Genomic DNA, 23,616 nt, shown 5'->3' with positions numbered 1-23,616 from the left:
CCTGCCGGCTGACTGCCGCAGCAAACTGAAAAATGAGAGACTAATTTTCCCCCGGTAAATACTGGGGGATTTTCATATTTTGTCAAGATACGGATGATTACCTACTTACGTTTTAAATATTCCATATACATCATCTGTTTTTTCATTTCTTCTTCATACACTTTATTCTGCAAAGCTGTAATAGTCTGAATTAATTGTCTGAATTTTGCATTCGCCTGTTCTAATTCAACTAATTCATTTGAAGCTATTTTATCCATATGCAATTGCTTTTTTTCTATGTTTTCCAGATTGTCCGAAAAATTTTTGATAGGTTTCATAACTCTTTTATAAAGAACTGCTGCACTGAAGAGAATCGTTATAAAAATTGCAAGAGCAATCAATGAGAGAACCATATTAATCAAAAATGTTTTTTCAAAAAGTCCATAATCAGCAATTGTCATCTCTACTTTAAATGGTATTGTTCTGAAACTTTCTTTTATGGCAGCAGCTTCAGAAACATCAGGACCTTTACTGGATATCAGACTGTTATCGGCATCATACAAATACACACTGTTTCTATAATCTTTAAAAGCATTTTCCAACGGTTCAATTAAATCTTCAGGCCGGATCCAACAGCCTACATATACATTATTAAAATAATAAAGTTTCAAAATATAATTGTACCCATTCTCACCGCTGACAAGCTGCCAGTACTGAGTGCCCGAATTGGGAACCAGGCTCTGGGTTTCCAGTTTATTTATAATATCTTCTCTATAGGTTTCCCATTCTTTCGGCTCCATATGATTATTTGCATTTGCACCTATAAAAAGGCCTTTTTCAGGCAGAAATGAAAAGAAATTGTAGTATGTGCCATATTCTGCCGAATACATTAAAAACACATCCCGAAGCTGGTTAGAATAATAATTGCATAACGCCATATTGTCTGTTGTCTCTATAACATAAATGTATTTATTTAAATTTTCACCTGTTTCATTCTCGCTCAATACAAACATGCTCATCCGTGAATTGATGTTTGAGATTGTATCGTCAATCTGCTGCATATAAAAATCCATGAAAGTTTCTGCATAGTCTTCAATCTGATGCCGGAAGCTCACTGCGCTGGCAACACTGATGCCGCTGTATATTAAAATAAGAGGTACAAGAACCATAAGAATCCATTTTACATAATCCCGAATCGAATTCATTTTTTTCTTTGTACCTCTCATTCCCATACCTCCATCCGTCATCCTTTAACAGCCCCCATGGAAATACCTTTTGAAAAATATTTTTGAAGCAGCGGAAACAAAATCAGAATGGGGATCATCGCCACAAATGCTATTGCCATCCGTACAGAAACTGTCGGCAGTTTTGCAAGTATGTCTGAATTCGCTCCCACCTGACTGGAATTCAAATATTGTATATCCGTTACGACTTTATTTAAAAAATTCTGTATACTGTATAGTTTTTCTCCTTCATATCCTGTCAAATAGTATAAACCATTTGTCCAGTCATTCCAATAGCTCAGGCCGGAAAAAAGCGCCATGGTTACCATAATCGGCTTTCCTAACGGCAGAATAATATTTCCGTAAATCTTAAACTGGCTCGCCCCATCAATTTCCGCCGCTTCCAGCAGTTCCACCGGTATATTCCCCGAATAATATGTTTTCATGAGCAGAACATTCATTGTATGCATAAGAAAAGTAGGTATAATCAAAGCAAAAATTGTATTTTTCACATTAAAAATGGAAGTGTACGTCAGATATGTAGGCACCAGTCCTCCATTAAAAAGCAACGTAAATACCACATAAAAAGAAAAGAAACGTCTTCCCGGCAGTTTAGGCAGAGACAGACCATATGCCAGCATGGAAGACATCATAACATTCACAGAAGTACCTACAACAGTAACAAATATTGTTATGCCATACGCTCTGAATATTTTATCTCCGTTCATTATAATATATTCATAAGCATAGAGGCTGAGCTTTTCAGGGAAAAAGGAGTACCCGTTCAGCACCAGAGTGTTTTCCTCCGTAATGGAAGAAATGAACACAAGCAAAAACGGTAAAACAGCACATATGGTTACCAGTATCATCGCTACATGAGAAATCACTGTAAATATTTTCTGATCTTTGGATTTCATTCAATCTCTCCCTTCTAGAATAAAGCACTGTCTCTGTCCACTTTTCTCACAATAAAATTGCATATCATAATAAGGGTGAATCCAACCAGTGACTGATAAAATCCGGCCGCAGATGCCATTCCCACATTGCCAAGCTGCAGGAGGCTTCTGTATACGTAGGTATCAATTGTATTCGTCACATCAAACAAGGCACCCGAATTCATTGGCACCTGATAAAACAAGCCAAAATCGGAATAAAAAATTCTTCCAACGTTCAGCAGTGTCAGGGTAATAATCGTTGTTTTTAAACAGGGAAGGGTAATAAATCTTATCTGCTGCCATTTTGTAGCGCCATCCAGCTGGGCCGCTTCATAATATCCCGGATCAATCCCGGCGATTCCTGCAATAAACACAAGACAGTTGTAACCAACACCTTTCCATGCATTTACAATGATAAGTATAAGCGGCCAGTACCCGGGCTCCATATACCAGGAAACCGGCTCCTTTCCCAAAGGCTCTAAAATACTGTTATTTATCATTCCTTTATCCGGACTTAACAGGGCAAATACGATATAACTGATAATAACTATGGACATAAGATAAGGAAGCAATACAGCTGACTGATATATTTTTTTACACAGTTTGTTTTTCATATCGTTTATAAAAATTGCGAATGCCAGACTTAAACAGGTATTGATGCTAATAAACGCCAGGTTGTATAAAATTGTATTTCTTGTTATAACCATAGCATCCGGGGTTTTGAACAGATAGGTGAAATTTGACAGTCCAACCCATGGACTTGCCCAGATCCCCGCCTGAAAATCCAGTTTTTTAAACGCAATCACCAGACCAAAAATCGGAATATAGTTATTGATAAACAGATAGATGAGTCCCGGAGCCATCATAATAAATATCGGGATCCATTTTCGCCATCGAAATTTTCCTGTTTTTCTTTTTGCTCTCATCGTCTTCCTCCATGATTATATAACCGGGAACTCTGATGTATTCCCGGTTATACGTTTCTGTTATTCCTGCCCGGCAAGCCATTCATCCAGTTGTTTCTGCTTTTCCTCAATGAGTTTATCCAGTCCTGCTTTTTCCAGCTCTTCTTCATACATGGGAAGATACTCATCAGGATCAACTGATCCCGTTTCCAGAGAATTTCTGTATTTTTCCTGAACATTTTTCAGTGCTGCAAGTTCTGTAGAGACAGGCTCCGTGTTATAAGAGAAACCAAAAGCCTTTGACCGCTCTCCTTCCTGGTTAAATTGAACCATCTGCTCAAACACATCTGCCGGATAGACATCCTGCCATGGGCTTGACATAAACTGATTCGGAAGCGCCCATGATAACTGTGCATGATAAGTCGCGTTATTAGCATCTACCCCTTCAGGCCATGTAACCAAATCATGATTATCATCGGCATATACCCAGTCAATTCCCTCTTCTCCCCAGTTCAGCAGCTGCGCAACTTCTTCACTGCCATAAAGATAATCCAACATCTGCATTGCCTTTTCCGGGTTCTTGGAATTAGCAGCTATAGCATAATCAGAATTGCCCGTAGCGCCTGAAAGAACGATATGATCTCCAAGATATGCGTAAACTACATCTACTCCGCCAAATTTGGCCGGGGACATCGGATGCCATACCATGATGGCAGAAAACGCACTGCCTGCTTTGAATGCTGATTCAAACTGGACTGTTGTCGTAGCTGCATCCGGGTTAATATACCCGGCTTCATACCATTTATGAAGCAGTTCACATTTCTCTCTGTATGACTTACTCTGTGTAACAGGAATAACCGTGGTATTATCCAGACCGCTGTTGTCCAGAACCGCTATTCCATCCGTCAGCGGATCCACTGCACTAAGCTGCCTGGAAACCGGCGGCTGATCCGAGCAGACATATACCGGAGTCATAGAAGGCTCATTTTCTTTAATAATTTCCAGCACCGGTTCAAGATCTTCCAACGAGGTAATGCTTTCAACGTCTATATTATATTTCTCGACTATATCCTTGCGCATTCCAATGGCAGGAATATTTCCGACTTCATTAAAATTGGGAACTCCGTAAACAAATCCGCCAATATTTGCCGACTTTGCGTCGTCTCCCCAGTATTTCTTTATATTTGTTCCATATTTATCAATCAGGTCGCTCAGATCAATAATCTGATTATTATTGATAAAACCGGTTGCTGATGCAGCATCCAGATAAACAAGATCAAGGGGCTCGCCACTGGTAAGCATTAACTGACGCTGCTGACTGATACTTCCGTAAGGGGATACAATAAGATTCAGCGTCATGTTCAGATCCCGAAGGAGAATCTCATTTACCTTCTCCATAATTCTCGGCTGATCCTCCTGTGGTTCTCCCTGGGTTAACATCGTAACTTCATAGGGTTCTTCCGAATTATCTGAATCACCGCCGGTATTTCCTGTCTGCTCACTGTTTTGCCCGCCGCATCCTGCCAAAACACTTCCCAAAACAGTACAGCTTATGATCAGACTACACATTCTTTTGAGATACCTTTTTTTCATAATCTTCATCTCCTTTACTTTTCTGAGCTTTTCGTTACGCCTTTATAATAAACTTTTTCTTAAAGCTGTATCTATAACTGCCAAGACGCCTAATTATATAAAACAGACTTTATTTTCTGTAAATTTTTGTTTTTTATCTATATTTTTTGTTTTTTCAAAATACCAACAGTCATAATACTGATATTTCTGTTCTTTCTTATTATAGATTCTGTTTCTTGCAATGCGCTATCCTTTTTATTGAAAAACATATTAAAGGAGGAATGAACAAATGAAGCAACGCGAAAAAACCGTATCCATTCTCGACCGGCTTTCCTGGTCCGTGCAGCCTCCGAAAGGGCTGATCAAAGGAAATTATTACCGTGAAGAGGAGAGATTCTCGTCCTGCTTTCACGGTGATCCCGGGCATCTTGGAATTCTTGAGGTCGTTGAAAATGACGGGCAGCTCTTAATGGTACAGTTTAACGAACAGTGCAGCCCCACATACTATCTTCGCAGATTCCAGAATGTTGACAAACGTTTATCTGATTATGGATTTTTCCAGGCCTCAAAAGAAAGAACTGCAGCTACCGGAGTTGTACTGGTCAATGGAATTACAGCCGTAGAACAGCAAATGGTAGCTGCCAACAGATTAACAGGAGATTTTGATCTTGTCGCAGGAGCATCCAACAGCATTAAACGTTCCATGCTTCCTCTTGCAGAAAAAATTGCAGCAAAACTTGAGATTCCTTCCCCCCAGAAGTACTATGGATTAACAAAAGCACTGGAACCAGGTGTAACAGGGCGGCTTCAGATTGTCGTAGAAAAGGGACGGATTATCCGGCTCTTTTATGATGAAATATTTGCGGATACCCGGGAAGAAATAGCAGATCCGGAATTAAAGCCATACTATAGACAGTCCAAGTATCATTGTCCGGATTATATATCTACCAGCGGCGCAGGATTTAACTCTCTGTCTGATTTGCTGACAAAGTCCGTAATAGCAAATCAGAATCTTCTTGACCTGATCGATCTTCCATATACTGATCCGGAAAACCGTGCACCTGACTGGGATCGATACCTTGAGCTTGCACGGCCACTGGAACAGGAAATGATTCTCGATGGAGTATGGCAGAGACAGCCGACAAACCAGATTTTACAGAAAGGAGATTGAAAAATGTCTTATCTTCCGGTAATTGATACATATATTGCAGATGTAAAAGCTATCACAAACGAGGCCGGGCGTTGTTATCACCTCATCACAATCGACAATCCCGGTTTCACCGGTCTTCCCGGACAGTTTGTAATGATTCAGAAACAGGATAAGGGATTTGCCTGGTCCTATCCTTATATGATTTATGAAGATACCACACAGCATTTAAAAATAATAGCAACACAAAACAGTTCCCTGTTTCAAAGCAGCCCCGGAGAAAAGATTGCCCTCTGGGGAGCAAATGGGAAAGGGTATACCCTGAACGGCAGCGAGACCATCATTGCGGAGCCGGCCATGATGCATCTGGCTCTTCCTTTGATCCGTTCTGCTGATTCTCTGAACGTAATCATATACGGTTGTCCAACAGAATGTTTTCCAGAACTTCTGCCGGCCGGGAGCCTTTTACCTCAGATCTTTCAGAAATTTCCCGTTTGCTGCACGCCTCGTCAGCACCGGTTTTTATGGCGCTTAATATTACTAATCTGGAAAAAATAGCAGAACCGTCTGATAAAACTTTAACCAAACGAATCACCTGTTTTGTCAGTACACAAATCGGATGCGGCATTGGTGCCTGTAAAGCATGCTATCTCCACAGTCCGGAAATCCATATGGGAATACCGGTCTGCTGCAACGGACCATATTTGCCATATGATCTGATTGATTTTTCACAGGACCGAAAATGTTTTCAGATTTTCCGGTAACTGAAAATATCAATTATGTAACAAACAAAAAGCAATAAACAATTGAAGGGAGAATAAAATGAATCTGAATGTAACAATTCCTTCTTCGGTCGGAGAAATACCGTTAAAGAATCCACTTATGCCGGCTGCTGCAACACTGGGCAATCTGATCGAGCACGCCAGATATTTTGATTTGAATGAATTAGGCGCAATGCTCCCCAATTCCATGTTCATTGACAGCGGTTCCCCAACAACAGCCAAAAAAATATGTAAGACAAATAATGGATTTATCAGCGCTCTCTCGAAAAATAACATGAGCATTTTCGAATTTAAGGAAGAAATAATCCCATATCTTCCATGGAAGACCACGCCGCTTATCATAGATATGAAAGCAACAGACATGTACCAGATGGAAAAGTTGGCGGCCGCTATCAATGATATAAAAGAAATCAAAGGAATAGAGATTAATTTAAACTGCCCCTATGGGCCGGGAACGCCCTACTGGCAGAATTCCGAACAGCTGAAGGATCTTGTTCGACGGGTACGGAATGCTGCTCCGGACAAATGGTTAATTGCCAAAGTCCCCGGAGGAGATATCCCGGTTGAACAGATTTCAACAGACTGTCAGGCAGGCGGGGCAGATGCTGTCACAAGCTACAGCAGTCTTAATGGTTCGGTAATTGATATATATACCCGGAAATACCGCTGCGGCGGAGGAGGATCCGGCGGTTTTTCCGGACCTGCCTTTAAGCCCGTAGGGCTGCTGATGTGCAGACGCGCAGTCGCTGCTGTAGATATCCCGGTCATTGGGATCGGCGGCATCAGCTGCGCTGAAGATGTTATTGAATATATTATGGCAGGAGCATATGCAGTTCAGGTTGGATCGGCAAATCTCTCCCGGCCGGATTTTATGCCGAGGCTAATCAACGATCTGAAAAACCTGATGCAAAAACTGGGGATAAATTCATTCGAGGAAATACGGGGAACCGCACAGGTTGAATGAACAGTAATATTATCGTCTTTAATAAAAAGCGCAAAGATTGTAAAGCAATTCGCAAATGAAACAGCTTTTTGCCCTGGGAACATATACGGAAGATATTCTTTTCGGAACCAGAGAACTATTTCACGGAAAGGGGAAAGGCGTATTGATCTGCCTGTTCGATGATGATAATGGCAGAATAACTGTCCTTGACAGCCTGCCTATCGAGAGTCCTTCCTAGTTTATGCATAAATGAAGAAAACAGAATAATCTATGCAGTCAACAAAATAAAAACATTTCATGGAACAGCCCCCTGTTCTGTTCGGATCTGCATTTAAGTCCGGATGGCAGATATCTGTACGCTTCAAACCGTGGACATGACAGTATTGTATACTATAAAGTAATGGACAATGGAGATCTGGCATATCTTTCCCATATAGAATGCGGTGGACGTACCCCAAGAAATTTTTCTTTTGATCTAACCGGCAGATATATCCTTGCAGGCAATCAGGACAGCGATAACATTACCGTATTCCGTATAACGCAAAACGGACGTCCTGACCCGGTGAATAAAACAGATATCGGCTCTCCGGTATGTATCAGATTTTTCAGGAACAATTAACCAGGTCACATTGGGGAGCAGTATTACGGCCATACTGCTCCCCTACATTTCGATAATTCCGGGGCAGAACCACGCCGCTCAGTTTAAATACGAGCTGTGCTGCATTCAAACGCTCTCCCTGTTCATATGCTCCGAACTTTTCACCCGCATAGACCGGAGTGTAAAGTTCTGCTGCTGTCGGTGAAAGGCTTCTCTGCCCGTCCCACAATCCCAGACGGCCATAAGTGCCGGAGGCAGGAAAACCGTCCTGTGAAACATATCTCATAGGGATCATCAATCTGAAACTTTGAAAGGATGTCTGTGATTTCTTTATCGTCGACGTGCCTTTCGAACTCTTCCCTTGTAAGTGGACAGAAATATGGGAACAGCATGTTAAGAGAAGCTTTCAATTCCTGGGGTGCCTGGAGCTTTTTCTTCAATTCGCGGATTCGTTCAGCCTGTTCGCTCATTCTCTTTGAAAGTTCACTGCTGTTCTACATCACAAATAGAGGAGGCGTTCTGGATTTTACCTGTCCTTCTGTTGCCTTTTCTGCAGTTTCTTGTTTCCAACAGGTAGCTCATGCTGTTTACAAGATCCATATCGTAGATCATATCGTTGATAAAGGTCTGTGTCATCACCCCTTCGTCAGCTTCATCCAGATCCGACATTTATCTTATCTGAGGGGCTCCGGCAGTTTCCCGCAGGTCAGGATGGAATCCAGCATCCAAGTGCCGCTGCCGCGATCCTGCCTTTGCTGCCTGGACACCGTAGGAGCTACTCCTGCTGTACCAGTCCTTCCATAAATTTCAGGGCATGCATGAATGAGGCTTCGTCTCTGCTTGTCTTAAAAACAGGGATATGCTATGATACCTTTAAACAGGAATTCTGTAAAAAGGGCGGAAGATCAGATCAGGGAGTGTGAAAAAAGATGCCGAAAACATTTAATATAAACGGAGCCTGTAAACCGGACAGACATTACATGGTCAGCCTTCGAAGCAGACTGGAAGCAATCCGTGATGAATTCTATGAAGCGGAGAAAAGGATCGTAAAAGAAGATAATCCCCTTTATGAATCTTTACTCGGGAAGCTGAAACTGTATCCGGAATTAAAGACAATTCTGTATGAATTACTTTTTTCCGGCAGAGTCATTCCCTATACGGCAACAAATGACTATATCAAGGATGCAGCAATGTTCGGATTTATAAAAAACGAAAATGATACCGTTGTTGTTTCCAACCGGATTTTTGAGACAGTCCTCTATAACAATTTTATTTCCGATGAATTTGCAACGAATAAAAGAAATCGCTCTGAACGATAAACTTTTAATCGAAGCTGTTGTTTAAATCCACAGCCCCCAGCTCATTAAACCCGATGTCTGTTTCCGTCTCCCCGTCAGATATCCTGAGTTTCCGAAATTCCGGCTCAATCCTGACCACTGTGCCGGTCACTGTCTCATATGTGCCAAGCGGCGGCGTGGCGGGATGGAGGGTATCCTCTTTGAAATATACGGCGGTGATCCTGCTGCCCTTTTTGATTCGGGACAGGATTTCCGAAATATGCTCTGCATCTTCTTCCGGCAGGAGCTTTTTCGGTACCCGGGTCCGTTTCCATCCTTCTTCGGCGATCTCTTCCTCATAGCCCCGGAGCGCGGCAAAAGGCGAAAAGATTTTGGCGCGGTTTTCCACCGGCATCCTGGGATGGCGGCAGGACGGCTCCGGACGGGAAAGATGCAGAATATCGCCGTATTTGGCTGCAACCGTTCTCCCCTCTTGTGTCTTTTTATAATCCACAGAAACCACTCTCCAATCGCCTGCATCTGAAGTCGCCCATTTCCCGCAGGTCTTGCATTCTACGCCTTCTCATGCCTTGTGTCCTCCGATCTGTCCGTTCCGCTCCCTCATGGTCGCGCCATCCAGGAAATTAGTCCCTTTCAGAACGGCATTTTTCCCGAACCGTTTCTTCAGACCCAACATGGTTTCCTGAAGCCTCTTCTCTTTTTCCAGTTTTTCCGTATCCGTGAAAAGATCGAGCTGAAAGATCCCTTCATCCTTTGTCACATGATTCGCCGTGATCGTAATACGTCTCACCAGGAGCGCCGGACTGGCGATCCGTTCAAACAGGTCGGATGCAGCTTTTATGATCTGGCTTCCAAGGCTGGTCGGAGACTCCAGGCGTATCGTGCCATGACCGCTCTTCGGAACCTTTCGCCCGTAGTGGTCAATATGAATCTCTCCCCGGTAGGAGCCGCTGTCGCAGTTTTCCCTGTCATACCCCACGCTCATAGTCAGGGAATCCGTGACCATTCCCCGGTCGGAAAGCTGAAAGGCCAGGCTTTCCGCCATTTCCCGCACAACAATGGCTGCTTTTTCGTATGCATAAGGGCAGCTCAGTACCTGGCCTTCGCAGATACTGTTCTCTGACGGCTGATACACCTTGATATCCGACATTCTGCAGGGCTCAATCCCCCAGGCATGGTCGATCAGGATCTCCGCGTCAATTCCAAACTCCTTATAAAGTCTGTCTTCATCCGCCAGGCTCGCCCGGGCAAGTTCTCCCATTGTGGTAATCCCCATTTTTCCAAGGCGGCGTGCTGTTCCGGCTCCGGTCTGCCAGAAATCCGTGAGCGGCTTATGATCCCAGAGCAGATATCGGAAAGACTCCTCATCCAGTTCTGCGATCCGGACTCCGTCGGAATCCGGCGGCGTCCGCTTGGCAACAATATCCATGGCCAGCTTGCTTAAGTACAGATTCGTGCCGATCCCGGCTGTAGCCGTAATCCCCGTAGAATAAAGCACTTCCCGGACTATGGTTTTCGCTAGCTCCCGCGCCGACATCTGGTAATGCCCCAGATAGGAAGTAACGTCCATAAATACCTCATCGATGGAGTAGACATGGATATCCTCCGGGGCGATGTATTTCAGATAAATTCCGTAAATCTTTGCCGAAACTTCCATATAATAAGCCATGCGGGGCGGCGCCACCAGATACGAAACCTCCAGTGTGGGATCTTTTTTCAGCGCTTCCGCGTCAAAAGAAGGCGCTCCCAGAGACGGCATGCCGTCCTTTGTCAGGGCAGTATGATTGCGGATGGTGTCCTGCAGTCGGGCGGCATTGACTTCCTTCACCTTCTGCACCACCTCGAAAAGCCGTGCCCTCCCCGGGATTCCGTATGCTTTCAGGGCGGGGGACACTGCCAGACAGATCGTCTTCTCCGTCCGGGAAGAGTCCGCCACCACAAGATTCGTGGTCAGAGGATCAAGATGCCTGGCAACGCACTCGGCGGATGCGTAATAGGATTTCAGATCAATGGCCAGATACGTTTTCATTTTCCCTCGCGATCCTTTCTACAAACCATCTTCCAACCCGGCTCGGGAACAGCGGGTCTGTGCGTTCAAAAAACAGGTGCTTCTCCTGCCCGTGGATCACCACAGTGTAGCAGTCGCCATGAGGAGTGACCGACGCATCCGCCGGGTGGTAATCTCGGACGCACTCGATGGGGAAAGTGCGTCCGTCGGTCCAGGTAATAGCGGTGGGCTGCATGTATCCGGTCGCGTCAAACGTGGAATCAACGCTTACATAAATCCGTTCCCTGTTATGCCGGTTCTGACGCATGTGAAACACCTTCCCTTCCTGCTAATGTCAATTCCTTTCTTACTCATTAAATTCGAACGTATGTTCTCTTGCTATTGCTATCATACTACAGATAAAAGTATAGTGTCAAGGATGTATTTTTTCCCAACTTCACAGGGATTATTCGGACCACGGATTGTGAAATCTGTCCGCCTGTGATACAATTTTTAACAAAGCACAGATTCGGATACAATAGATGTGGATAAAACAGGTCTTTTGCAATATACCAACAGAGTGCTGGATACCAAACAGGCATTGATCTGCAACAGCAGACCCCGCCGTTTCGGGAAATCCATCACAGCGGATATGCTGACCGCTTATTATAGCAAAGGCTGCGATTCCGAACAGCTGTTTTCCGATTTTGCGATCAGCAAAGAAGAAAGCTTTCGGAATCATCTCAATAAATACGACGTGATCCACATCGACATGCAGTGGAGCATGGCGCCCGCAGGCGGAGCTGAACATGTTGTTTCTTATATTGAAAATGCCGTTATCGGTGAGCTGAAAGATGTATATCCGGGCATACTGCCGGAGACAACGTTTTCTTTGCCGGACGCCCTCTCCTGCATTAACACCGCTGAAGGGAGAAAATTCATCGTCATTATCGACGAATGGGACGTACTGATCCGCGACGAAGCGTCCAATCATCAGGTGCAGGAAGAATATATTAATTTCCTCCGCGGGATGTTCAAGGGGACTGAGCCGACAAAGTTCATTCATCTTGCATATCTGACCGGAATCCTGCCGGTCAAGAAAGTAAAAACGCAGTCCGCATTAAATAATTTCGATGAATTTACCATGTTGGACGCCAGTATACTGGCGCCTTACATCGGTTTCACAGAGGATGAAGTCCGGGAGCTTTGCCGGCGATACGGCAGAGATTTTGAGAACGTAAAAAGATGGTACGACGGATACCAGCTCACAGGATATCATGTTTATAACCCAAAAGCCGTGGTGAGCGTAATGCTCCGGGGCGATTTTCAGAGCTACTGGTCTCAGACCGGAACATACGAATCTATTGTTCCTCTGATCAATATGGATTTCGACGGTTTAAAAACAGCGATCATAACCATGCTTTCCGGCGAACGGGTAAAAGTACGTACAAAAACTTATCAGAACGACATGGTTACTTTCCGAAATAAGGACGATGTCATAACAGCCCTGATCCATCTGGGATATCTGGCCTACGACCAGATTCATCAGACAGCGTTTGTTCCCAATGAAGAGATACGCAGCGAATTTCTGGATGTGGTGGAAGAAAACAGATGGGATGAATTTATCGGATTTCAGCAGGAGTCTGTGAATCTTCTGGAAGCGACGCTTGATATGGATGGAGAAACTGTTGCGGAGGAAATTGAAAAAATCCACGAGGAGTATGCCTCTGCCATTCAGTATAATAACGAAAATTCGCTCAGCAGTGTACTGACCATCGGATATTTAAGTGCCATGCAGTATTATTTCAAACCAATTCGGGAAATGCCTGCCGGGAAAGGATTTGCGGACTTTATATTTATCCCGAAGCCGGAATATGCCATCGATTACCCTGCTTTGCTGGCAGAACTCAAATGGAATCAAAGCGCTGATGCGGCAATTCAGCAGATCAAGGAACGCAAATATCCTGCTGCTTTAAAAGATTATAAAGGCTCGATTCTTCTTGTAGGAATCAATTATGATAAAAAAAGTAAAAAGCATCAGTGCATCATAGAAAAGTTTGAGACTTGAACTGCTGAAGCAGTTTGGGAGAAAAATAAGGAAAAACAGGCATGTCATACGATTGAAAGAATGTTTCTTCGTGTGGCATGCCTGTCTTTTTAAAATGAAAAATCAAACTTTTCCCCGTCTCTACACCACAGCCTCCACCAGCACCCGGTCCCCAACCGGAATTTTCTTCACTCCGATCTCTTTATTCCGTCCAAAGTTATAGCTGAGCATATAGCCTTTTTTCAGATGAAAATAGTCCAGATAATCCGCCAACTGCTTTTCTCCGCGCTCGTTATAGGCATTGCCACGCCATATTTTCAGCTCAATGATAAACTGTTCGCCCAGATAATCCACGACAATATCCATGCGCCGTGCATTCCGCGTCTCAGCCTCAATATAATAATTCCCGGTTCCGTTTATGATCGGCCGCAGGTACAGCAGAAAACGGCGCCGTCCTTCTTCCTCGGAAAACGGTTCTGCCGCATCACCGTAAATGCTGTCAAAATGCTCCACATATTTCGCCAGAACTGTCTCCATGTCGAGATGTCCGTTTCGGATGTACTGTGTCTTGTTCCGGGCGGCTGCCTTGAAGATCTCGCTGTTCTGGGACTCGTTTGTGGTCAGAAAATAATTGTACAGCCGCACCTCGAAAATGCGGTTTGCGATCGCCACATTTCCGTCAACAATCTTCAGAAAACCGAGCATTACCGCCATGTCAAGCCACTGCTCGTCCGGATTATAGACCACCTTCTCCCCGGCAAACAGAATCCGGTAAAGAACATTCCGAAGAACCGGATAGTCGTAAAGCTTCCCGGTCAGGGAATCAAAGAGAGTATTCTTCTCGCTGATGAGCAGCTTCACCGCCTCAAGCGCGCCGTCCCTCGTCCAGGCTGACGTTTCATCCGGAAAATGACCGCTTCCGGCGATCTTCTCATCCAGCAGCTTGCAGATGCGGGACACAAGATAGGGGTAGCCGCATGTATAATCGTAAATGAACTCCGCCATTTCTTCCACATCCATCCCGGTGTGGTGGTCGTTTTCATACTGCTCCAGCATTCCTGCAATGTCCGCTGCCGAAAAGCTCATGACAACATCGAAATCCGCCGCGATATTCCAGGGGCTGTTGACCTTGTGCTCCGCATCCGGACGAATTTTCATCTGGATATTTTTCACGTCATAGACGCCGGCAAGAATGACAGACTGAAACGTCGGCGTCCGCTTCCGGGTCAGGTAGTATGCCCGCAGCTGTGCGAGAAAATCCAGAAACACCTGATTGTTTGCCGCACTGTCCACTTCATCGATCATCAGAACGAGCGGCTTTGACGCGGCCGCACAGATCTGGGACAGGCAGACAAAAAGTTTGCGGAGCCCGCTGATATTTTCCGCATCCGCCGCAGCCTCCAGGACCGTGAAAGCATCTGTTTCCTGCAGCTTCATTTCCGCACCTGTCTTTACCGCCGCGCCTGCCTTTGCCGCCGCCCCCGTCCTTACTGCCGAGACGAAGATCGCCGCAAAAGCATTGGCAAACGCTGTCTCATTTTCAAAATCATTGCTGCTCAGCAGCTGAAAATCCAGAGAAATTACAATATAATCATTTTTCAGGAAATCGCTCAGAGCGTTCAGGGTGGTAGTCTTCCCGTACTGACGCGCCCGGTTGATCGTGAAATATGCCCCGGCGTCCACAAGAGCCCTGATCTCTTCCAGGCGCTTCCGAATATCGACCATGTAGTGGAGCTGCGGATCACACGCTCCGGTAACATTAAAAATTTTTGCCATCTGTCAGTCCGCTCCTTTTCCGAGACCTGGCCGGGCGCTGTCTGTTTTCCACGTTATTCCATAAAAAAGGACAGACTTCCCCCCTTTCCAAGAAATCTGTCACCACAGCATTATAATAGCATATTCCAATTTCAGAGACAAGCTTCCGTTTTCGTGCCGGCACCGATGCTCTATTACACTCGCCTCTGTCTTTTCAGACGGTTTCTGCTGCACGGATCAATTACCGGTAAAGAATCCATAAGATTTCAATTCCTGTCTGAAAGTGTACTCCTTTTTTATCCAAATGGGGATACAATAGAACCACCACATTTAACCGTACAATACAACAATGTACAATTTTACGAAAGAGAGGGAAAGCAATGGAGTACAATGCAAAACAGCAAAAAGCACTTACAGATGAATTTATCGATGGACTATCGCTTGAGCGCAATCTGGGGATCCGTACGCTGAAGGCCTACCGCAGCGACATTTCCTGTATGATGCAGTGGATCGAGCTGCGAAAATACACAGAGTTGGACAGCGAGACGATTGCCCGGTATTTCTTCTATCTGCAGAACGAAATCGAACTCACCGCCCGGTCAATCCGGCGCAAGTATGTGTCCATCCAGCAATACTGCAGTTTCCTGAGCAGAAAATACTCTCCGGGCGAACATTTTCTCACATTTTCCTCCCGCCGTTTTCAGCTGCCGAAAACACTTCCCAAGACGCTGACTACAGAGGAAATCAAGCGGCTGATTGTCTCGGTAAATGAGGAATACCAGGAAAGTCACTCCGAATATTTCCGCAAACTCTGCCTGAGAAATATGTGCATCATCGAACTTCTCTTCTGTCTGGGTCTGCGGATCGGCGAAATCAGCGCACTGGATCTGGCTGATTACCGACGGGAGGAAAATTCCATGCTGATCCACGGGAAGGGAAACAAGGAGCGGATTCTCTTCATTTCTTCCCCGATTGTCAGCCAGAAGCTCAACCAGTGGCTCCTGACACGCGGGGAAATGAATCCTGATGATCCTGCACTGTTTGTCAGCCGTATGGGAAAACGGCTCAGCATTTATAGCATCGAAAACATTTTCTACAAATACCGGGACCGAACCCAGATCAATCCACACTCAACGCCCCATTATCTGCGGCACAGCTTTGCAACCCAACTACTCAACAACGGTGCCGGAATCCGGGACGTGCAGGAGCTGATGGGGCACAACAGTATTGTGACAACGCAAATTTACACGGAGGTGTCTCTGTCCCGGAAGAAAGAAGTGCTGTTAAAGTATAATGGAAGAAACCGGATGGATGTGTAGATACATAGCGCAGAAACGAAAAGGGGCTGACGCCAGAATCAGTCCCCTTGAAGCAAAGATTTGGGAAGCGTCAGCTGTTGGTAAGTCATATTTCCCGCAAATTTCTCCGGCACTTCAATCAGCCCGAAGCGCATGAAAAGCGGATATATGTAAGAAACTCCGCGGATATCCCCCAAACCTTTTGGGCGTTCCACAAAAGGGCGCTCCCCATTTTCCCGCATTTCTTTCACATTCTGAAATGCCAGACGCACGGAACTCCAGGTCAGACTTTTGCTCCCTTCCCTGCGGTCAATCCAGAGCTCATGAGTCAGTTTCCCGTTTCTTCCCTTTTTCAGCGTGTATTGAAACGGCAGACCGGAAGCCGTATGAAAAGGGTACTCCTGAAAGGCGGTGATGCAGCTCCAGAGGGCCTCCTCCGTCATAGTTTCGTGGAGAACCGCCAGAGCGTTTTCCCGGTCGGATTCCTGTTGTGTTGTAAGTGATTCTGTGTCGTTTTGAACCTGTTCCTTCATTATTATAGTGTCTCCTTTATTACACTCTCTCCTTTTAAAACGGCAGTTAACACCTTCCTGCCCCGAAAACATTTACAGTCCGAAATATTTCGCCGATACATCCGTATACCGTGCCAACAGTATCTCCAGTCCATTATGATCCCAGACCTGCACAATAAAAGGATTGTTTGCGTTTATACTTTCTATCCGTTCCAGCGTATTCGGTGTAAGATACCCGCTGTAAAAAAGCCCGTAACAGTCAGCCTGAAACTGCGGCAGCAGATCACGTACTTCAGAAAAATCCTTCCGGCTGACCTGCCCCTTTCTATGTCTGCACTGAAAGATCCACTTTCGCTTTTCTGTTCTGATCAGAGTCGAATACTCTTCTTCCGCGATGATGTCGACGCCGCCATCCGGCGCGAAGGTCTTCCCCTGTACCTGGATATTCTGAAAATTCATAGCAAAAAGCAGATCCCGGCACATAGCCTCGAATTCCTCTGCATTCAGGATGGAAAAATCATACGTGCGTTTCCACAGCCCCGGAGGAGCAATTTCAATAAACTCACGCTCCAAACTTTTTATTTTGTTTTTCTCAAAAGTATAGCATGCTTCATGTTTTTCCTGCTGAATCGGGCAGATGACAGCCCATACTTCTCCACAGCTCATCACCACACGGTTCGTTCTGTCCAGAGAATAATTTACAAAATACTCAAAATCATCGTCATGACAGGACTGAAATAATGCATTTACTTTATTGATCAGTTCCATATCCGCTATCACAGTCCTGCCGTTTGTCCCATCGGAACGGATAATAAAATACCGGATTCCGGAATAGCAGGTGTATTTATCTGCAGAAAATTTGCCGCAAACCTGTGGCAGATACTCTGTCCCCACTCCGGTCAGAATTGTATTGCGTCCGTTTATGTAGGCCGGTACGAAATCCAGGCTATGATCTTTATTCAGCACGGAATCCTTAAGACGGGTATTACATAAATCCGGCGAGAGATCCTGCATTTTGTGAAACAGTTTCTGCAGGAGTTCCTGATACGATGTGTAAAGCTCAGTGTCTTTATCTACGGATTCAAAATCAGTGGTTCCTGCGTCGCGGCATGCGCGTTCGATTAATCCCAACCGCATTTTTAAATCATTCCAGGAAAAAGGAATATCAAAAAAGCCCACTAATTCACAGAAAAACGGACATCCCATGGAATCTTCATAGCCAATATCTGGAATCGTGTCACTGCCCTTTTTCATGCAGTCATAAAACAACAGCTCTTCTTTCGCAATAAGCAAGGCGGTATTTTCTCCATAATAGTCTTCATAGAGAAACTCCCGGTAAATGCTGTATCTGTTACCATTGTATTCAATACGAATTGCCTGAATATCTACATTAAATTCATTGCTAAACCATAGGGTAACCCTGCTTAAATCTTCGTCCCACTCATATTCGTAGACGTCCTGATAAATACTGTCAAATGTTTCGATAAATTTCCTGCTGTCCATTGCCGCTCCTTATATGGATAATGAGTTGTTATGTTTATCGGTTCAGTCTTTGGTGTATTCCTCTATTCTGCAGGTATGCTGCTTCGTCTTTGCATCATAATTAATTCCGACCAAAAGAATATCACCGCCATAGTCCTTTAATATCTGTGGATAATCCCTGTTTTTGATCTGGGCAATAGCGCCTTTCTCCGTTTTGTTCCATTTCAGTTCTACGAGAAGCAATGGCATGGAGGATGCCTTTTTCGGGAAAAATACCACATCTGCATAGCCATGTCCGGAAGGAAGTTCATCAATTTTCAAGAACTCATCCACACAACTGATATAGGCCACTCGAATCACGCTTCGAAGAGCCTGCTCATTGTTATAAAATGTAGGTGCAGTTCCTGCTTTATGTGCTTCCTGAATAGCTGCTGCCACCGCATCTTCGTCTTTGTTCAGTGTCGCTTCTAAAAGTTGGTCGGAACTACGAATAAGCCTGGCGATTTCTGTATGCTTTCCTGTCGTAACTGCACGGACAAATTCCTCCCGAATTTCTTCATTGGGAATATGAACGGTCCTGCTTTCTGAATCATAAGCAAGATACCCAAGGTGCACCAAAAGAGTAAGAACGTCATCCCGGCCTCTGATTGTTGTCATATCGTTCTGGAATGTAACAACATCTATTTTGATACGCGCCCCTCCGAGCATTTGAACAATGGATTCCTTTAATCCGTCTTCGTTCATATCAATATAGAGCTGCAATGAAGCATAAGTCTCCGACTGTGTCCAGTAATTGTGAAACTCCCCATTTTTAACTGCCTCAATTACTGAATTCGGACTATATACAGATTTGACCCGACTAAAAGAGTATCCGTCATACCATTTCCGCATCTGATCAAAATCCATTCCTGACTTTCTACAAAGCGCCTGAACTTCCGCTTCTGTAAAGCCCACATATTCTGCCAGTCTCTTTGGCGTAAGCATGGTGTATTCTCTGAAATCCGTCATGGCAGACTGAGTTCCATATTTTTTTATCGGAAGAATACCTGTTATATAAGCGGCGTCGAAAATAATGTCTGTCCAACTGCTCTTAAATAGCCCCCTTAAAAAATTAATATACTCCCGCTGAAGCGAGCTGTCGTTTTTCGCCTCACGGAACAGGGCATCCCATTCATCGATGATCATGATAAATTTCTCGCCCGATGTTCTTGCAGCATATACCAGAACTTCTGCCAGATCAGCATTTCTCGGCGCACCGGGAAAATTCTCTGCAACTTCATTCATAACTTCATTATTAATATTTTTTACTACATCTTTTATATTCGCTGCCCTTGATATAAACAATGTAATGTCCAGATAGATCACATTATATTTGTTCAGATATTTTTCAAAGGATTCATCACCTGCAATCTCCAGATCTTCAAACAACTCCCGGGAATTACAACTTTTATCATAGTACGCACATAACATTTTAGCCGCAAACGATTTGCCGAAGCGCCGTGGTCTGCTTACACAGGTCATCTTATCCGTGGTTCCTAAAGTACTATTAATAAAAGAAATCATTCCGGTTTTGTCAACATAGATTCCCTTTCGAACAGCAGTAAATCCTGCGTTTCCGACATTTAAATAATTTCCCACTCCGAATATCCCTCCTACTATTTTGCCGCACCAGTCTTTTCTGAGAGCCACTCCTGCACAAGATTCACGCTTACTTCCGCAGCTTCAGCAATCTGTTCTGCAGGCACTCCCATGTGCGAGAAAGAAAGAGCCATTTCTTTTGCCTTTTTCATTTTTCCTTCTTCGATTCCTTTTTCGATCCCTTTTTCAATTCCTTTTTCGATCCCTTTATTATAAATTTGTTCCATTTCTTTGCACATCTCTTCTACTCCTTTCGAAGTCTCCTTAATCTGCCGCATCCGTTCTGCCAGTATTATACTTGTCATGTCATCTGCATTTCGACAGTGGAAATCATGCATTAACCGTCCCAACTCAGTGTCATCCTGAATACTGGAATTTACATAAATGATATGGGACCCATCATGAAATGAAGTCTGTGTCTCTTCAATCTTTCTGTCAATGTGATAAATCGGGAGTCCACTTCCCTGTGTATCATCCCTTGTTATAAAAATAATATAAGCTTCTGGAAGGCTGTCAAAATCTTCCCCCGGATTCAGCGTATTCATATCCAGAAGTCCGCTGTGGTAACGCGCCCGCTTGGGAGAAGCTCCTTCGTTTTCCTGCTGCACTTCTACGTTAAATCGATTGTCTGAACTGTCTTTTGCCACGCAGTCAAGGACTGCCGACCGCCCCTGCCTCTGTTCCATATAATCACCTGCCTGTCATATTTGTCAGAACGAATTCCCGGGACGTTCTTTTTCTACTGCAATCATAGCATCCGACAGGATGGAATGCAAGCGACTCAATGATTGTTTATAAAACTATAAGTGTGTTTAGAAAAACATTATATAGTGCCATTGTTGCGTATATTAATGCAATTATTGATGCTTTTTAGACGAAAGAAACAACTTGGGAAATTAAATGATAATTTGTTGGTTTGGTGAAGTCTAACAAGTTAAAAAGAACCGGAGAGAGGAACATAAATAATATAAAAAATAAACTCGATTTAAAAACAATTTCAAAAATTATCTGATAATATATTGTTTTTAAAAGCTATTAGGTAAACAAAATGTGAAATAAACAGACATGAATAATAACAATTATTAGGCGAAAACAGGCCAAACATGCACTGAAAAGAGGCAGGAATTACTTATGAAACCAGTACATAACGATGGAAAACTGAACATCGCAATGCTCGGCCACAAGCGGATTCCTTCCCGTGAGGGAGGAATCGAAGTGGTGGTCGAGGAGCTTTCGGCACGCATGGCTGCTCTGGGACATCACGTAACCTGCTATAACCGGAAGGGGCACCACGTAAGTGGAAAAGCCTTTGATACAAAGAAAACAGATTCTTATAAAGGAGTCCGGCTGAAATCCGTATTTACCATTGACAAGAAAGGACTTGCAGCAATGTCGGCTTCTTTTTTTGCGGCCCTACACTGCGCATTTGGGAATTATGATGTGGTTCACTTCCACGCGGAGGGACCGTGCGCCATGCTCTGGCTGCCGAAGCTGTTTGGCAAACGGTGTGTGGCTACGATCCACGGCCTGGATCACAGAAGAGCCAAGTGGGGAAAATTCGCCAGTGCTTATATCATGCTCGGCGAAAAATGCGCCGCAAGGTTCGCCGATGAAGTCATCGTACTAAGCCGGGGCGTTCAGGATTATTTCAGAAAAACTTATGGAAGGGAAACGGTGTTTGTTCCTAACGGAGTCAACCGTCCTGTTCCGGAAAAAGCCGAGCTGATCACAAAGAAGTTTGAGCTGGAAAAGGATTCCTACTACCTCTATCTCGGCAGGCTAGTTCCGGAGAAGGGACTGAAATACCTGATCGAAGCTTTCAAAAAGGTAAAAACCGGGAAGAAGCTTGTCATTGCAGGAGGCTCTTCGGATACCGATGCCTATGCAGATGAATTGAAAGAACTGGCAAAGGATGATAACCGCATTTTGTTTACCGGATTCGTGCAGGGGAAACTCCTGAAAGAACTATACAGCAACGCTTATGTATATGTACTGCCTTCGGATCTGGAAGGCATGCCTTTGAGTCTGTTGGAAGCGATGAGTTATGGTAACTGCTGCCTTGTGTCAGATATCGTGGAATGTACCGAGGTGGTCGGAGATAAAGCGGCAGTGTTTAAAAAAGGAAACAGCACAGATCTGGCGAGGGTTCTGCAGAAACTGCAGGACGAGCCGGAAACTGTGAGGAAATATAAAGATGAAGCTGCGGATTATATCTGCGGCAGATATAACTGGGATGAAGTGACGGAGAAGACGCTGGGGCTGTATGAAAACAGGGCGGCTGAGGCGGATCGGTATTCGGGGGAGATCGTGTCATGAAGATTTTGATGATCAACAAGTTCCTCTATCCAAACGGAGGCAGTGAAACATACATATTTAAATTAGGAGATTATCTGAAGAGCCAGGGACATGAGGTTCAGTATTTCGGTATGGAACATGAGGGACGCTGCGTAGGAAATGCTGTGAATGCATACACATCCGATATGGATTTTCACGGCGGCTCTAAACTGGCAAAGCTGACATATCCTCTGAAGACCATTTATTCATCTGAGGCGCGGAAAAAGCTGCGGCTTGTTCTGGATGATTTTAAACCGGATGTATGTCATCTCAATAATTTTAATTATCAGCTGACTCCAAGTATTATTCTGGAAATTCAGAAATGGCGCAACGAGGGAAATAAGTGCCGGATTATCTTTACGGCACATGATTATCAGCTGGTATGCCCGAATCATATGTGTAATAACCCTAATTCGGGTGAAAACTGTGAAAAATGTCTTGGTGGTCACTTTTCAAACTGCATAAAGGGCAAATGTATCCATGGAAGTACAGCGAAAAGTATAATCGGCACAATGGAAGCAGAGTTCTGGAAACTGAATGGTGCCTATAAATACATCGATACGATGATCTGCTGTTCAAAGTTCTTGAAAACAAAACTGGACAGCAATCCTTTGTTTGCCAGAAAAACGGTTGCGCTTCACAATTTTGTTGACAGAGTGGAATGGAAAGACACCCCTAAAAAAGATTATATTCTGTACTTTGGCAGATTTTCCAAAGAAAAGGGAATTAATACCCTGATTAAAGTCTGTAAAGAGCTTCCGGATATTCCCTTCATCTTTGCCGGGACTGGCCCGTTGGAAAGCGAGATCAATGGCATTTCCAATATAAAAAATGTTGGATTCCAACGCGGTGAATCACTGGAAACACTGATCCGGGAAGCGCGGTTCAGTATCTATCCATCCGAATGGTATGAGAACTGCCCCTTTTCTGTCATGGAGAGTCAGATGTACGGTACACCAGTTCTTGGAGCGGATATCGGTGGTATCCCGGAACTGATCCAGATTAATAAGACAGGAGAACTTTTTGAAAGCGGAAATGCTGTAGAACTGAAGAATAAAATTCAGGAACTTTGGAGCAATAAAGAACTCACTGATCAGTACAGTCATAACTGTAAAGACATCCGTTTTGATGATATTGAAAAATATGCAATGAAGCTGATGAAAATTTATAAAGGAAAAAAA

24 protein-coding genes and 1 pseudogene are annotated in these 23,616 nt (G+C 44.3%); 11 read left to right on the top strand and 14 right to left on the bottom strand.

All coding sequences use genetic code 11. The features are described from left to right. Positions 1 to 101 precede the first annotated feature (101 nt). The 4 genes from B5F07_RS19635 to B5F07_RS19620 are packed head-to-tail and all read right to left on the bottom strand — an operon-like array spanning position 102 to position 4,635. The gene (locus B5F07_RS19635; RefSeq protein ID WP_087162904.1) at positions 102 to 1,205 is read right to left on the bottom strand and encodes a hypothetical protein; all 1,104 of its coding nucleotides are present in this window, start codon (positions 1,203 to 1,205) and stop codon (positions 102 to 104) included. Between the two features lie 17 nt (positions 1,206 to 1,222). Beyond that, on the bottom strand, positions 1,223 to 2,119 hold the full coding sequence (locus B5F07_RS19630; protein ID WP_087162903.1) for a carbohydrate ABC transporter permease: 897 nt from the start codon (positions 2,117 to 2,119) through the stop codon (positions 1,223 to 1,225). 14 nt (positions 2,120 to 2,133) lie between these two features. Then, entirely contained in the window at positions 2,134 to 3,063 is a 930-nt protein-coding gene (locus B5F07_RS19625; RefSeq protein ID WP_087162902.1) for an ABC transporter permease, read from the bottom strand. Between the two features lie 60 nt (positions 3,064 to 3,123). Continuing rightward, positions 3,124 to 4,635 (bottom strand): ABC transporter substrate-binding protein, encoded by a 1,512-nt coding sequence (locus tag B5F07_RS19620; protein ID WP_162613185.1) that lies wholly within the window; start codon positions 4,633 to 4,635, stop codon positions 3,124 to 3,126. Positions 4,636 to 4,903: 268 nt separating this feature from the next. On the opposite strand from B5F07_RS19620, the gene B5F07_RS19615 reads away from it, so the two are divergent. From B5F07_RS19615 to B5F07_RS23625, 6 genes are read left to right on the top strand one after another with little or no spacing between them, the layout of a single operon-like run. Continuing rightward, positions 4,904 to 5,785, top strand: coding sequence for a hypothetical protein (locus tag B5F07_RS19615; protein ID WP_087162900.1), 882 nt, complete (start codon positions 4,904 to 4,906; stop codon positions 5,783 to 5,785). A 3-nt stretch (positions 5,786 to 5,788) separates the two neighbouring features. Next, complete coding sequence (locus tag B5F07_RS22710) at positions 5,789 to 6,319, top strand: hypothetical protein (RefSeq protein WP_087162899.1); 531 nt, start codon at positions 5,789 to 5,791, stop codon at positions 6,317 to 6,319. Next, positions 6,286 to 6,525, top strand: coding sequence for an iron-sulfur cluster-binding protein (locus B5F07_RS23755; RefSeq protein WP_162613184.1), 240 nt, complete (start codon positions 6,286 to 6,288; stop codon positions 6,523 to 6,525). The genes B5F07_RS22710 and B5F07_RS23755 overlap by 34 nt, the downstream gene beginning before the upstream one ends. A 58-nt stretch (positions 6,526 to 6,583) precedes the next feature. Continuing rightward, the gene (locus B5F07_RS19605; RefSeq protein WP_087162898.1) at positions 6,584 to 7,507 is read left to right on the top strand and encodes a nitronate monooxygenase; all 924 of its coding nucleotides are present in this window, start codon (positions 6,584 to 6,586) and stop codon (positions 7,505 to 7,507) included. Positions 7,508 to 7,562: 55 nt separating this feature from the next. Next, positions 7,563 to 7,724: a hypothetical protein gene (locus tag B5F07_RS23220; RefSeq protein ID WP_242972604.1), complete on the top strand. Its 162-nt coding sequence runs from the start codon at positions 7,563 to 7,565 to the stop codon at positions 7,722 to 7,724. Between the two features lie 54 nt (positions 7,725 to 7,778). After that, positions 7,779 to 8,105 (top strand): lactonase family protein, encoded by a 327-nt coding sequence (locus B5F07_RS23625; RefSeq protein WP_334293376.1) that lies wholly within the window; start codon positions 7,779 to 7,781, stop codon positions 8,103 to 8,105. On the opposite strand, the gene B5F07_RS19595 is transcribed toward B5F07_RS23625, so the two are convergent. Together B5F07_RS19595 and B5F07_RS19590 are read right to left on the bottom strand one after the other, a co-directional pair. Then, positions 8,092 to 8,370, bottom strand: a complete 279-nt coding sequence (locus tag B5F07_RS19595) for a hypothetical protein (RefSeq protein ID WP_140398058.1) — start codon at positions 8,368 to 8,370, stop codon at positions 8,092 to 8,094. The genes B5F07_RS23625 and B5F07_RS19595 overlap by 14 nt on opposite strands. Before the next feature lie 197 nt (positions 8,371 to 8,567). Beyond that, positions 8,568 to 8,753 (bottom strand): hypothetical protein, encoded by a 186-nt coding sequence (locus B5F07_RS19590; protein WP_087162896.1) that lies wholly within the window; start codon positions 8,751 to 8,753, stop codon positions 8,568 to 8,570. A gap of 260 nt (positions 8,754 to 9,013) precedes the next feature. On the opposite strand from B5F07_RS19590, the gene B5F07_RS19585 reads away from it, so the two are divergent. Next, positions 9,014 to 9,403 (top strand): hypothetical protein, encoded by a 390-nt coding sequence (locus tag B5F07_RS19585; RefSeq protein ID WP_087162895.1) that lies wholly within the window; start codon positions 9,014 to 9,016, stop codon positions 9,401 to 9,403. Positions 9,404 to 9,407: 4 nt separating this feature from the next. On the opposite strand, the gene B5F07_RS19580 is transcribed toward B5F07_RS19585, so the two are convergent. From B5F07_RS19580 to B5F07_RS19570, 3 genes are all read right to left on the bottom strand, one after another. Further along, on the bottom strand, positions 9,408 to 9,875 hold the full coding sequence (locus tag B5F07_RS19580; protein WP_087162894.1) for a hypothetical protein: 468 nt from the start codon (positions 9,873 to 9,875) through the stop codon (positions 9,408 to 9,410). A 69-nt stretch (positions 9,876 to 9,944) separates the two neighbouring features. Next, complete coding sequence (locus B5F07_RS19575; protein ID WP_087162893.1) at positions 9,945 to 11,411, bottom strand: Y-family DNA polymerase; 1,467 nt, start codon at positions 11,409 to 11,411, stop codon at positions 9,945 to 9,947. Continuing rightward, positions 11,389 to 11,697 (bottom strand): hypothetical protein, encoded by a 309-nt coding sequence (locus tag B5F07_RS19570; protein WP_087162892.1) that lies wholly within the window; start codon positions 11,695 to 11,697, stop codon positions 11,389 to 11,391. Before B5F07_RS19570 ends, B5F07_RS19575 begins: the two co-directional genes overlap by 23 nt. 210 nt (positions 11,698 to 11,907) lie before the next feature. Here B5F07_RS19570 and B5F07_RS19565 point away from each other — a divergent pair, with 210 nt between their 5' ends. After that, positions 11,908 to 13,437, top strand: coding sequence for an AAA family ATPase (locus B5F07_RS19565; RefSeq protein ID WP_087162891.1), 1,530 nt, complete (start codon positions 11,908 to 11,910; stop codon positions 13,435 to 13,437). A 120-nt stretch (positions 13,438 to 13,557) separates the two neighbouring features. Here the strand turns inward: B5F07_RS19565 and B5F07_RS19560 are convergent, their stop codons facing one another. Then, on the bottom strand, positions 13,558 to 15,192 hold the full coding sequence (locus B5F07_RS19560; RefSeq protein WP_087162890.1) for an AAA-like domain-containing protein: 1,635 nt from the start codon (positions 15,190 to 15,192) through the stop codon (positions 13,558 to 13,560). A gap of 359 nt (positions 15,193 to 15,551) precedes the next feature. Here B5F07_RS19560 and B5F07_RS19555 point away from each other — a divergent pair, with 359 nt between their 5' ends. Further along, positions 15,552 to 16,490 carry a tyrosine-type recombinase/integrase gene (locus tag B5F07_RS19555; protein ID WP_087162889.1) on the top strand — a complete coding sequence of 313 codons (939 nt, stop codon included), beginning with the start codon at positions 15,552 to 15,554 and terminating at the stop codon, positions 16,488 to 16,490. A gap of 38 nt (positions 16,491 to 16,528) precedes the next feature. Here the strand turns inward: B5F07_RS19555 and B5F07_RS19550 are convergent, their stop codons facing one another. From B5F07_RS19550 to B5F07_RS19535, 4 genes are all read right to left on the bottom strand, one after another. Continuing rightward, complete coding sequence (locus B5F07_RS19550) at positions 16,529 to 17,002, bottom strand: hypothetical protein (RefSeq protein WP_204248872.1); 474 nt, start codon at positions 17,000 to 17,002, stop codon at positions 16,529 to 16,531. 72 nt (positions 17,003 to 17,074) lie between these two features. Then, positions 17,075 to 18,484: a restriction endonuclease gene (locus B5F07_RS19545; protein ID WP_087162888.1), complete on the bottom strand. Its 1,410-nt coding sequence runs from the start codon at positions 18,482 to 18,484 to the stop codon at positions 17,075 to 17,077. A gap of 42 nt (positions 18,485 to 18,526) precedes the next feature. Beyond that, on the bottom strand, positions 18,527 to 20,101 hold the full coding sequence (locus B5F07_RS19540) for an AAA family ATPase (RefSeq protein WP_087162887.1): 1,575 nt from the start codon (positions 20,099 to 20,101) through the stop codon (positions 18,527 to 18,529). Positions 20,102 to 20,118: 17 nt separating this feature from the next. Next, the gene (locus B5F07_RS19535) at positions 20,119 to 20,787 is read right to left on the bottom strand and encodes an Rpn family recombination-promoting nuclease/putative transposase (RefSeq protein WP_087162886.1); all 669 of its coding nucleotides are present in this window, start codon (positions 20,785 to 20,787) and stop codon (positions 20,119 to 20,121) included. A 445-nt stretch (positions 20,788 to 21,232) separates the two neighbouring features. Between B5F07_RS19535 and B5F07_RS19530 the strand changes: the two genes are divergently transcribed. Next, the gene (locus tag B5F07_RS19530) at positions 21,233 to 22,417 is read left to right on the top strand and encodes a glycosyltransferase family 4 protein (RefSeq protein ID WP_242972603.1); all 1,185 of its coding nucleotides are present in this window, start codon (positions 21,233 to 21,235) and stop codon (positions 22,415 to 22,417) included. Continuing rightward, positions 22,414 to 23,607 (top strand): annotated as a pseudogene (locus B5F07_RS23620) (glycosyltransferase); the annotation flags it as partial. The gene B5F07_RS19530 and the pseudogene B5F07_RS23620, both read left to right, overlap by 4 nt. Between the last annotated feature and the right edge of the window lie 9 nt (positions 23,608 to 23,616).

It is taken from the genome of Lachnoclostridium sp. An169 (assembly GCF_002160525.1).
Classification (GTDB): domain Bacteria; phylum Bacillota; class Clostridia; order Lachnospirales; family Lachnospiraceae; genus Mediterraneibacter; species Mediterraneibacter cottocaccae.
Note: the sequence above shows the minus strand (reverse complement) of the source record. Positions and strands in the feature narration are given on the sequence as shown.